Below are 11,771 nucleotides of genomic sequence, written 5' to 3' on the forward strand. Positions count from 1 at the left end.
GTCAAAGCCCCTATCAAGGGGCTTTTTCGTATGTGTTCTCGGGAATGGCTATCCCCCGGCAGTTTTCATTCGTGATGGGCTTGATGCCCATTTTTTATTTGGGTCTCAGGTTTAAGTCGGTACTGCGTATATGGGGCAGAAGCACGATCTACTGGTTGAATTACTGGAACCGGTCGTTAAATCCATGGGATGTGAGTTGTGGGGGCTGGAGTATTTTGCTCAGGGCCGCCACAGCACGGTGCGCCTTTATATCGATCGTGAGCAGGGTGTCTCTTTAGAAGATTGTGAAAAAGTGAGTCGTCAGGTCAGTAGTGTAATGGACGTTGAAGACCCCATTTCCGGCGAATATACGCTGGAGGTTTCGTCCCCAGGCATGGATCGTCCACTCTACAGTCTCGAGCAATATCGCCGGTATGTTGGCGAGCAGTTGTCGGTGCGTTTGAGTTCCGCCCACGAGGGGCGGCGCAAATTCCAGGGGCAGCTAAAAGAGATCGGTGACGAACAGGTTTTGATAGAGGTCGACGGACAGGACGTTTGGTGGCCATTTCATTTGATAGATAAAGCGAACATTGTTCCCCGCTTTTAAGCCAGGGTTGTGGCAGCGGGTGAGTGAGGCGAGTAAATGAGTAAAGAAATTCTGCTGGTTGCGGATGCGGTCTCCAACGAAAAGGGGGTCGACAAGGGAATCATATTCGAAGCAATCGAGTTGGCCTTGGCTGCTGCCACCAAAAAGAGATACGACGAAGATTCCGACATCCAGGTCGTCATCAATCGCAAGACGGGCGATTACGTTACCACTCGTCGTTGGGAGGTCGTGGATGACGATACTCTGGCGGTGCTCGGCACTCAATTTACCACTGAGGAGGCCCATGAAAAGGATCCCTCGCTTGGTGTCGGTGATGTTTACGAAGAGGTGGTCGAAAACGTCGAGTTCGGACGCATTGCTGCTCAGGCTGCAAAGCAAGTTATCGTGCAAAAAGTGCGCGAGGCGGAACGTGAGCAGGTTGTTGAGCTTTATCGCGATCGACTTGGTGAGTTGGTCAGCGGTACCGTAAAAAAAGTGACTCGCGACAGCATCATCGTCGATTTGGGCAGTAATGCTGAAGGTCTTCTTCCTCGTGATCAGCTTGTCGGTCGTGAGGTCTTCCGCATTAACGACCGTGTTAGGGCTGTACTGCTGGATGTTCGTACGGATGTGCGCGGGCCGCAGCTGTATCTCAGCCGCTCCTGCCCGGAGATGCTTATAGAGTTGTTTAAAATCGAAGTGCCTGAAATCTCCGAAGAGGTGATTGAGTTAAAAGCCGCGGCACGTGACCCAGGATCTCGAGCCAAAATTGCCGTCTACACCAATGATGGTCGCATCGATCCTGTTGGGGCCTGTGTCGGTATGCGCGGATCTCGTGTGCAGGCCGTGTCCAATGAATTGGGCGGAGAGCGCATTGACATCGTGCTGTGGAATCACAACCCCGCGCAGTTTGTTATTAATGCTATGTCTCCAGCAGAGATTGAATCGATTGTTGTCGATGAAGATGCCGGATCCATGGATGTCGCCGTTGATGAAGACAATCTTGCGCAGGCAATTGGTCGCAGTGGCCAGAATGTTCGTTTGGCGAGTGAGCTCACACAGTGGGAAATCAACGTCATGGGGCTGGAGGAGTGGAAGTCCAAGCAGGAAGAAGAGTCAGGCAATTACATCCAAGTCTTTATGGATGCGCTTGACGTGGATGAGGATGTCGCAGGGGTGCTGGTGGAAGAGGGGTTTACCACTCTGGAAGAGATCGCCTATGTGCCGCTGGAAGAAATGTCCAACATCGATGGATTTGATGAAGATATCGCTGAAGAGCTGAGGTCCCGAGCTAAAGATGCATTGTTAACTCAGGCATTGGCTTCGGAAGAGCAGCTCGGTAGCAATGAGCCCGCAGAGGACCTTCTAACGATGGATGGTATGGATAAGCACCTTGCCTTTCAGTTGGCGAGCCGCGGTATCGTTACGATGGATGATCTGGCCGAACAGGCCGTTGATGACCTCCTTGAGTTCGACGGGGTCGATGAAGAACGTGCAGCCGCATTGATTATGAAGGCGAGAGAGCCTTGGTTTGCCGAAAGTCAAAGCAGTGCTGAGTAAGATAGAGGATTAGGTAATAGGATATGGCTGAAGTAACTGTCAGTGAACTCGCCAAATCAGTTGGAACCTCCGAAGAGCGTTTGCTGAAGCAAATGTCTGAGGCTGGTCTGTCCCACGGAAGTGCGGATGCACTGGTTTCTGACGCCGAAAAGCAAAAGTTGTTGGCGTTTCTGAAAACCAGTCATGGTGAATCAACTGAGACGCCGAGAAAGATTACATTAAAGCGTAAAACGACAACCACTCTAAAAACAGGTAGTGGTAGCGGTCGCAAGACTGTCAATGTCGAAGTGCGTAAGAAGCGTACGTATGTGAAGCGAGATGCAGAGCTTGCCTCTTCGTCGCTGGAAGCTGCGTCGGAACCTGAGTCCGTCTCTGCGCTTGAAGAGGCTCCAGAGGTTACGACAGAGTCAGAAGTAGCGACGTCGACGCCTGAGCCAGCTGTAGAGCAGGCGCCGGCAGAGGTAGAGGTAACCCTGCCTGTCGCTGAGGCAGGCGTAGAGCCAGAACCTGAGCCGGAAGTCTCGGCTGTCGTCGAACCTGAGCCTGAACCCGAGCCGGAGCCTGAACCCGAGCCGGAGCCCGAGCCCGTGGTTGAGGCTATTGAAGAAAAGGCTCCTGAGCCGATGTCACATGACGACATCTTGGAAGCGGCTGAGGCGCGGCGAATTGCGGCATTGGAAGCGCGTCGTAAAGCGGAAGATGAGCGCCAGCAAAAGCTTGCAGCAGAGAAAGAGCGTCAGGCAGAACAAGCCAAGCAGAAAGCTGCAGGTGCGGCCGGCGCCAGCAATAAGCCGGCGTCTGGTGTGGATGAATCTGCTCCTTCCGACGCAGAGAAGGGACGCCACGGCAAGAAGAAAGAGCGCCATGTCATCGAAAACGACGGTGATGATGACGGGGACTCCCCACGCAAGAAGACGCCTAAAGCGGCTAAGAAGTCTGGTCCTAAAAAGACGAACAAGGCTGCGTTACTTAGCGATCTTGATGATGAAGACTTGGATGACAGCAATTCCTCGTCTCGCCAGCGTCGCAGTTCGCGTCCGTCGCTCAAGTTGGCTAACCGCCATACATTCAAAAAACCGACGAGTAAAATTGTGCGAGAAGTAGAAGTTCCTGAAACCATAGTCGTCTCAGATTTGGCCCTACGTATGTCGGTCAAAGCAGGCGAGGTGGTGAAGACCCTGATGAAAATGGGCACCATGGCCACTATGAATCAGGCGATTGATCAGGAAACCGCTGTACTCGTGGTGGAAGAGCTTGGTCATACGCCTGTTGCCGTAAGTGATAACCAGGTCGAAGAGCAGCTTGAAGAATCGCTTGAGAGCGATGGTGAGAGAATGCCCCGGGCTCCGGTGGTTACTGTCATGGGGCATGTTGACCATGGTAAAACTTCTCTGCTCGATTACATCCGCAATACCCGTGTGGTATCTGGTGAGGCTGGTGGTATTACCCAGCATATCGGCGCGTATCGAGTGCCGACGGAAAAGGGCGAGATTGCCTTTTTGGATACACCAGGACACGCAGCGTTTACCTCGATGCGGGCTCGAGGAGCTCAGTGTACTGACGTTGTAATTCTGGTTGTTGCAGCTGACGATGGTGTCATGCCGCAGACGGAAGAGGCCATTCAGCACGCTCGTGCCGCAGGCGTTCCGCTGGTTGTCGCAGTGAATAAATGTGACAAGGAAGCGGCTGACCCTGATCGCGTTCGCAATGAGTTGGCAGCAAAAGATGTCATTCCGGAAGATTGGGGGGGGGACGTTCAGTTTATCAATGTTTCCGCTCATACCGGCCAAGGCATTGATGATTTGCTGGAAGCCATCTCCCTGCAGGCTGAGCTTCTCGAGTTGGATGCTCCTGTCGGTATTCCCGCTCGCGGGGTGGTGATTGAGTCGCGAATGGACAAAGGTCGTGGTGTTGTTGCTACGGTTTTAGTTCAAGCTGGAGAGCTGCGTCAAGGTGACATCATGCTGGCAGGGCAAAGTTATGGCCGTATCAAGGCTATGACGAACGAGCGTGGTGAGTCGGTCAAGGAGGCTGGCCCATCTACGCCGGTAGAAATCCTCGGTCTTGATGCGGTTCCTGAGGCGGGTGATGAATTTGTTATTGTGCCAAACGAGCGTAAAGCGCGTGATGTGGCTGAACATCGCTCTGAAAAAGAGCGCCAGGATCGCCAGCAGCGCCAGCAGGCTGCCAAGCTTGAAAATATGTTTGCCAACATGGGCGAAAATGAGACCAAGATTCTGCCGGTTGTTCTAAAGACCGACGTTCGTGGTTCCTTGGAAGCCATTCAGGCAGCTCTGATGGATATCGGGAATGCGGAAGTTCAGGTGAATATTGTCGTATCCGGTGTTGGTGGTATTACCGAAAATGATGTCAATCTGGCATTAACTTCCGGAGCTGTCGTTATCGGATTTAACGTACGTGCCGATGGTAGTGCGCGCAAGTTGGCCGAGGCGGAATCCGTTGAAATTCGCTACTACAGTATCATTTATCAGCTGTTGGACGATGTTAAAGGCGCGCTTGCTGGTATGCTTGATCCTGAGCGTGTCGAGGAGATCGTGGGCATTGCCGAGGTTCGTGAAGTCTTCCGCTCGCCCAAATTCGGCCAGGTTGCCGGTTGTATGGTTGTTGAGGGGACCGTGTTCCGCAATAAGCCAATCCGTGTTCTCCGCGATAACGTAGTGATTTTTGAAGGCGAGCTGGAGTCACTGCGACGTTTCAAAGACGACGTTGGCGAGGTCCGTAACGGCATGGAGTGCGGAATCGGTGTGAAAGACTACGACGTCAAGGTTGGCGATCAAATCGAAGTCTTTGATGTGAAAGAGGTGGCCAGGGAGCTGTAAGCTGCCTGCCAACCTAGGAAAAAAACATCGTGGCACGTGAATTTAAGCGAACAGACCGGCTTGCGGACGCAATACAGCGGAATCTGGCGGCCATTATTCAGTTCGAAACTCGGGATCCTCGAATCGGCATGGTAAACATCAATGATGTGACCGTTGCGCGAGACCTTTCTGTGGCGAAGATCTACGTAACCTTCGTCGACAAAACGGAAGTAGATCTCTGTGAAGAAGGGGTGTCGGCTTTGAATAAGGCGGCAGGCTTTCTGCGTTCACAGCTGGCTCGTGAGTTATCTGTACGCACAACCCCACGTCTTGAGTTTTTCTTTGATCAGACGTCTTCTCGAGGGCGGGCATTATCGCAACTGATCGATAAAGCTGTTCGAGAAGACCGCTCCAATCATACCGAGTCTGACGACTAGGCTGGAAGCGGGGCGAGAGCTTTGGGGCGGAAACGTAAAGGCAGGCCGGTTAGTGGCGTGCTGACTTTTCTAAAGCCGGAAGGCATGAGTTCAAATCACGCTTTGCAGCGGGTTAAGCGGTTGTTTGGTGCGGCAAAAGCCGGTCATACAGGCAGCCTTGACCCGCTGGCCACGGGTGTATTGCCAATTTGTTTCGGTGAGTCAACCAAGTTCTCTCAGTACCTTCTGGATTCTAATAAGCGCTACTTGGCAACGATTGTTCTGGGTGTTGAAACGGATACTTACGATCGTGATGGTGAAGTGATGTCTGAATCCGATGCCAGCCACGTGAGTCGAGAGGATGTTGAAGCCGCTTTGATACCTTTTCGTGGCTCGATCTCGCAGATCCCTCCAATGTATTCTGCGTTAAAACAAGGAGGCCAGCCACTCTACAAGTTGGCGAGGCAAGGTGTCGAGGTGGAGCGTAAGGCGCGGGATGTAACCATCTTCGCGTGTAATATTATGGGCTTTGCGAGTGGACGCAAGCCGGTTTTAACCTTGGATGTCCTCTGCTCAAAAGGAACCTACATTCGCTCTCTTGCGTATGATTTGGGGCGTGCGTTGGGCTGTGGGGGTACAATTAAAGACCTTCATCGAACGGAAACCGGCCCTTTTACTGAGTCGCAAGGTATTGATATGTCTGGGGTTGAGGCTCTTGCTGATGAGGGCGCGGATGCGTTAGACGCTTTGCTTCTACCGATCGATGCGCCGGTGGCGCACCTGCCTTCCGTCGCCTTGGATGATGATTCCACCTACTATTTTTCCCAAGGTAACCCGATTATGGACTTGAAGGTCTACCGAAACCGGCTGGAAGGTGATATTGTGCGCGTTTTTTCAGCAGATGAAAGATTTTTAGGCCTTGGTCGTCTTGACGGTGAAGGTCGGATCGCGCCGAATCGATTGGTTGTTTACAGCTAAATTTGTCGCTTGGGCGCGTGAATAGAATGTTACCTGTCGTTAATCGGCGGTGTAATAGAATAAGTGGGCTTTTACGCTCACTGTTGATGGTAGCCTGTCTGTAAATATGCACGGACAGGCTGAATGTTTTGCATATTCCTGAGGAATGTCATTATGGCACTGAGTGCTAACGAAAAAGCGTCTATCGTAAAAGACTACCAATTGGCCGATGGCGACACCGGTTCTCCTGAAGTTCAGGTCGCTCTTTTGACCTATAATATCAACAAGCTGCAGGGGCATTTTGCCGATCACAAGCAAGATCACCATTCTCGTCGCGGCCTTATCCGCATGGTTAACCAGAGACGTAAATTGTTGGATTACCTGAAAGGTAAAGATCTTAACCGTTATGCCAGTCTGATCCAGAGATTGGGGCTGCGTCGCTAAGTGATTAAACGGATTGTTTCTAATCTCTGCGACAATCCGATGCTCATCGGGGGCCCGTTCTCACGGCGCCTCCATCAAAGTGTTCTCTCTAAGCCATTCGCTATGGGATGGTCTACCATTCGGGCAAGTCGGATTTCCCGCATCGTGTGCCTGACCTCTAGCAAATACAGTAATTTTCGAATACAAACTCGCTTGGCGGGCAGGGAATGACTCTGCAGGTGCCGTCAAGTTCATTATAAGGAATACCATCGTGAATCCCGTTTTAAAAACGTTTCAGTATGGAAACAGCACGGTCACCCTAGAAACCGGTCGCGTTGCGCGGCAAGCTACAGGTGCTGTGTTGGTAACCATGGATGAGACTCAAGTGTTGTGCACCGTCGTCGGTGCAAAGAGTGTCTCCGAAGGACAAGACTTTTTCCCATTGTCTGTCCACTATCAAGAAAAACAGTACTCCGTCGGCAAGATCCCCGGTGGCTTTTTTAAGCGTGAGGGGCGCCCTTCTGAGAAGGAGACGTTAACGTCTCGCTTAATTGATCGTCCAATTCGTCCCCTTTTCCCCAAAGGGTTCATGAATGAAGTTCAGGTAGTTTGTACCGTACTCTCCGCGACCAAAGAAATGGATCCTGATATCGCTTCCATGATCGGTACTTCTGCGGCGTTGGCGGTTTCCGGTATTCCCTTTAACGGTCCTATCGGTGCCGCTCGCGTTGGCTATACCCAAGAAGCCGGCTATCTCCTGAATCCAGGATACAGTGCGGTCGCTGGCAGTGAATTGGACATGGTGGTTGCCGGTACGACTGATGCCGTGCTGATGGTTGAATCTGAAGCAAATGAGCTGCCGGAAGATATCATGCTTGGGGCAGTGTTGTTCGCGCATCAGGAATTGCAGGCGGTTATCCAGGCGGTCAATGAATTGGCGAAAGACGCTGGCAAGCCAGCTTGGGAGTGGACAGCTCCTGCCGTCAACGAAGATCTTAAAGCCGGTGTCGTCGGTGCTTTCGAAGCTCCGGTGAAGGAAGCCTATCGCATTACCGATAAGCAAGAGCGCTATCAGCGGTTAGGTGAGTTACGTGATGCAGCCGCGGACCAATTCACGTCAGAAACTGTTACCAGTGACGACGTAAAAGGTATTTTCGGTAAGCTAGAAAAGCAGCTGGTTCGTCAAAGCGTTGTTGCGGGTGAGCCTCGGATTGACGGTCGTGATAACAGCACCGTTCGTCCTATCCAGGTGGAAGTGGGTGTTTTGAAAAAAGCCCATGGTTCTGCGCTGTTTACTCGCGGTGAGACTCAGGCTCTGGTTGTTGCCACATTGGGGTCTGCTCGTGATGCTCAAGTGATCGATGCTTTGGAAGGCGAGCGCAAAGATCCTTTCATGCTGCATTACAATTTTCCTCCATACTCTGTGGGTGAAGCGGGCCGTATGGGTGGCACTGGCCGTCGTGAAATTGGTCATGGCCGTTTGGCTCGTCGCGGTGTCGCTGCGGTCTTACCGAAGGAAGATTCGTTTCCTTACTCTATCCGTGTTGTCAGTGAAATCACGGAGTCTAATGGTTCTTCCTCGATGGCCTCTGTGTGTGGTTCGTCGCTAGCACTTATGGATGCGGGTGTTCCTCTAAAAGCTCCAGTAGCGGGTATCGCTATGGGGCTGGTCAAAGAAGATAATGGTTTTGCCGTTCTGACGGACATCCTTGGTGATGAAGATCATCTTGGCGATATGGATTTCAAAGTAGCCGGTACGGCGAACGGAATCACTGCGCTACAGATGGATATCAAGATTGAAGGTATCACCGAAGAGATTATGGAAATTGCTCTGCAGCAAGCGCTTCAGGCTCGCCTCCATATCTTGGCTGAGATGAATAAGATTATCGCTTCATCTCGCGATGATGTTTCTTCCAATGCGCCACAATTTGAAACGATTAAAATTCATCCGGATAAAATCCGCGATGTAATTGGTAAAGGTGGTGCGACCATTCGCTCCATTACCGAGGAGACGGGCGCTTCCGTTGATATTGACGATGACGGTACCGTTAAGGTTTACGGCGAGAGCTCTGAATCTTTGCAAGCTGCATTAACTCGTATCGGTGAAATTACCGCCGAGGCTGAAATTGGCGAAATCTACGATGGTAAAGTCGTTCGTATCGTTGATTTTGGTGCGTTTGTAAACTTCCTGCCTGGAAAGGATGGTCTGGTCCATATTTCACAAATTGCAGATGAGCGAGTGAACAAGGTCACGGATTATCTCTCTGAGGGGCAGGACGTTCGTGTTAAGTGCTTGGATGTTGATCAGCGCGGCCGTATCAAGCTGTCTATCAAAGAAGCTCTCCGGGATGAAGCTCCTGAAGTTGAAGAGTCTGGGCCTGCTGAGGCGGAAGCCAATGAAGGTTCTTCGGAAGACTAAGTGTCTCCGAGCTTCAATGTTTAAAAGGCTCCTTCGGGAGCCTTTTTTGTATCTGCCATATTTGGTCATGATTGAGCGCGAGAGAGCCACAGAGTGACCATGGGTTCTGCGTATTTCTTTGGTTTACTGACTCTGAGAGTTAGTCAACGTGAGGAATAGGCAATGACATTTAATCGTTTGGTAGTTGTGAGTTTGGCGGCAGTTGCGTTCAGCGCAGAGGTGGCAGCGGGAGCCTTGGATAATGGCGGCACGGAAAAGGACAATTGGAAAAGTGGTTTGGCGTTTACGTCAGCGACAATCGCAGGCGTGGTTCTGGCTGGTCCAGCAGGTATGCTCATTGGCGCGGCCAGTGGTGCCTATGTGGGAGAAACCATCAAGAAAGCGGATCGTTTATCTGAAGTCGAAGGTTCTCTCGATGAGGCTGAAAGTGCGTTAACCCAGACCCGATCTGAACTGGAATTAACGCAAACGGAATTGGCCGACGCTCAAGTTGCATCGGATACCGTACAGAATCTCGCGTTAGATGTTTTAACGACACGTTTATTTTTCCCATCCAACTCGGATCAGTTAGACAGTTTTCAGCGTGAGCGGTTGGATAAGTTGGCAGCCATTATGAAAACCTATCCTTCAATCCGAGTCTCTGTATCTGGCCATGCAGATTTACGTGGAACGGATGGGTACAACAATGTTTTGGCGGAGCATCGCTCTAAAGCTGTTGTCGATGCGCTGCTGTCTGCAGGTATTGATGAGAGTCGAGTTGCAAGCGATAGCTTCGGTAATCGCCAGGCATTGGCTAAGCCGGGCGACTATTCCTCGTACGCGCGTGACCGTCGAGTTGAATTGGAATTCAGCTATCCGAAAGAGGACGCTTTGAATGCCCAAATTGATTACGAATTATCGCATTGAGTGGTCGAGAGGCACTTTGACGATGTAAAGCCTGCGCCAGGGATAGGCGCAGCAAGCCTTTCCAGATAAACTCTGCGGAAATTTGTGGAAAGGCTTTTGTATGGACCCTTTGTCCGAAGATCCTGAAGAAAATCTCGATCGATTCATTGTCGAGGCGATAGCGAGTGGTTGTGTCTGGGGGCTGGAAGGGCCAGAAGGATGGGCGCTCTGTCCGTCAGAAAAGTACAAGGAAACCGAAGTGATGCCATTCTGGTCGCAGCCAGAGTTTGCCGAGGTCTTATGTGATGGTGAATGGTCCGCTTACAAAGCCATTCCCGTTGCCCTTGATGAGTTTCTGGAAAATTGGTTGCCGGGCATGCACGAAGATGTTTATCTCGTTGGCATCAATTGGAATACGGAATTGGAGGGGGTGGAAATAGAGCCCCTAGATTTGCTCAGTGATATTGAGGACGAGCTGCAATAGCTCGTCCCGTTTTTCTCGCTAATATCCATGCATTCGTTGTTAGTAAATTTAATTTACTGGGGCATATCCTCGCGAGAAGCGTCGAGCATTCTCTACATAGTGTTGCGCTGATACTTTCAAGTTCGCCATTTCTGCTTCCGTTAACGGCCTTTTAACCCGGGCGGGCGAACCTATCGCCAAATGGCCATCGGGAATTTCAGTGCCTTCAGTCACAAGGCTATTGCTGCCGACAAGGCAGTAGCGGCCAATTTTAGCGCCGTTTAGAATCACCGCGTTAATTCCGATGAGAGAGTAGTCTCCTATGGTGCATCCGTGGAGCATCACTTTATGGCCGACTGTGACTCCTTCACCGATGGTGAGGGGAACGCCATCGTCTGCGTGAAGCACTGAGCCGTCCTGAATATTGCTATTTGCACCCACAAATATCCTATCGCAGTCGCCGCGCAGCACGGCGTTGAACCATACACTGACGCCTGAAGCCAATTCACACTCTCCAATAATATGGGCGCCTGGCGCGATGTAGGTGTCAGCTGCCAGAATGGGGTGCTTTTCGTCCAGGGATGCAATCATGGTCAAATCTCACGGTTTTACTTGTAGGGGGCAAGGTTTAGGTTTTTAATGACTCTTGCGTTCGCATAATACTGGCGACATTCGCTATAACATGCAATGAGTCTCAAGGGATGTCTTCTCCTTGAAAAATCACGCTGATTTAGGGTTTATTTATTCGATCATCTTTTCTATACATCGTCGATGGGGGTAACCAGGATTATGGATTCAATCAAGGTATCCGATTGTATGAGTCATCAGTTTGTTTCGTTTTCGCCAGAAACACCTGTGGTAGAAGCTGCCATGGAGTTAATTAAAAACGAATTGTTAGGCGGGCCTGTTGTTGATTCTCAAGGAAAGCTTCTTGGCTGGATTTCAGAGCAGGATTGTATCGGTGTTGTTACCCAGGTTCTTTATTACGATGAGCGTGTAGCTCAGATCACTAACGTGATGAATCCTGTTGTGGATATGGTTAATGAAGGCCAAAGCGCGATGGATTTAGCTGAGGAGATGAAAAAACACAAACGAAAAATCTATCCTGTCGTCGACGACAATAAAAAAGTCGTCGGAGTCATTTCACGCCGCCACATCTTACGTCAGATGCTCAAAGTGGTGACAGAAACCAAACCTCATCACATTTAAAGTAAGATCTTACGCACAACAGCAGACTGCCAATCCAGTTTTATGGTAGGCAGTT

The 11,771-nt window shown here is 50.9% G+C and carries 11 protein-coding genes; 10 read left to right on the plus strand and 1 reads right to left on the minus strand.

Translation table 11 applies throughout. The annotated features are described in order from the left end of the window. Positions 1–130 precede the first annotated feature (130 nt). The 9 genes from rimP to ACXAFR_RS16480 all read left to right on the plus strand — a co-directional run bounded on the left by rimP (position 131) and on the right by ACXAFR_RS16480 (position 10,528). Positions 131–586: a ribosome maturation factor RimP gene (gene rimP / locus ACXAFR_RS16440; RefSeq protein WP_475178762.1), complete on the plus strand. Its 456-nt coding sequence runs from the start codon at positions 131–133 to the stop codon at positions 584–586. A 36-nt stretch (positions 587–622) separates the two neighbouring features. Next, positions 623–2,125: a transcription termination factor NusA gene (gene nusA, locus ACXAFR_RS16445; RefSeq protein ID WP_475178764.1), complete on the plus strand. Its 1,503-nt coding sequence runs from the start codon at positions 623–625 to the stop codon at positions 2,123–2,125. A gap of 23 nt (positions 2,126–2,148) precedes the next feature. Continuing rightward, entirely contained in the window at positions 2,149–4,965 is a 2,817-nt protein-coding gene (gene infB, locus ACXAFR_RS16450) for a translation initiation factor IF-2 (protein ID WP_475178765.1), read from the plus strand. 29 nt (positions 4,966–4,994) lie between these two features. Continuing rightward, positions 4,995–5,381, plus strand: coding sequence for a 30S ribosome-binding factor RbfA (gene rbfA / locus ACXAFR_RS16455; RefSeq protein ID WP_475178767.1), 387 nt, complete (start codon positions 4,995–4,997; stop codon positions 5,379–5,381). Between the two features lie 21 nt (positions 5,382–5,402). Further along, complete coding sequence (gene truB, locus ACXAFR_RS16460; RefSeq protein ID WP_475178768.1) at positions 5,403–6,338, plus strand: tRNA pseudouridine(55) synthase TruB; 936 nt, start codon at positions 5,403–5,405, stop codon at positions 6,336–6,338. 153 nt (positions 6,339–6,491) lie between these two features. Then, the gene (gene rpsO, locus ACXAFR_RS16465; RefSeq protein ID WP_475178769.1) at positions 6,492–6,761 is read left to right on the plus strand and encodes a 30S ribosomal protein S15; all 270 of its coding nucleotides are present in this window, start codon (positions 6,492–6,494) and stop codon (positions 6,759–6,761) included. Positions 6,762–7,011: 250 nt separating this feature from the next. Further along, on the plus strand, positions 7,012–9,159 hold the full coding sequence (gene pnp, locus ACXAFR_RS16470) for a polyribonucleotide nucleotidyltransferase (RefSeq protein WP_475178770.1): 2,148 nt from the start codon (positions 7,012–7,014) through the stop codon (positions 9,157–9,159). 162 nt (positions 9,160–9,321) lie between these two features. Further along, on the plus strand, positions 9,322–10,065 hold the full coding sequence (locus ACXAFR_RS16475) for an OmpA family protein (RefSeq protein WP_475178773.1): 744 nt from the start codon (positions 9,322–9,324) through the stop codon (positions 10,063–10,065). A 100-nt stretch (positions 10,066–10,165) separates the two neighbouring features. Beyond that, positions 10,166–10,528, plus strand: a complete 363-nt coding sequence (locus ACXAFR_RS16480) for a DUF2750 domain-containing protein (protein WP_475178774.1) — start codon at positions 10,166–10,168, stop codon at positions 10,526–10,528. 48 nt (positions 10,529–10,576) lie between these two features. Here ACXAFR_RS16480 and ACXAFR_RS16485 read toward each other — a convergent pair whose 3' ends face one another. Then, on the minus strand, positions 10,577–11,098 hold the full coding sequence (locus ACXAFR_RS16485; protein WP_475178775.1) for a gamma carbonic anhydrase family protein: 522 nt from the start codon (positions 11,096–11,098) through the stop codon (positions 10,577–10,579). A 225-nt stretch (positions 11,099–11,323) separates the two neighbouring features. On the opposite strand from ACXAFR_RS16485, the gene ACXAFR_RS16490 reads away from it, so the two are divergent. Continuing rightward, on the plus strand, positions 11,324–11,716 hold the full coding sequence (locus ACXAFR_RS16490) for a CBS domain-containing protein (RefSeq protein ID WP_475178777.1): 393 nt from the start codon (positions 11,324–11,326) through the stop codon (positions 11,714–11,716). Positions 11,717–11,771: the final 55 nt, after the last annotated feature.

Source organism: Pseudomaricurvus sp. ABR4_320 (assembly GCF_056159445.1).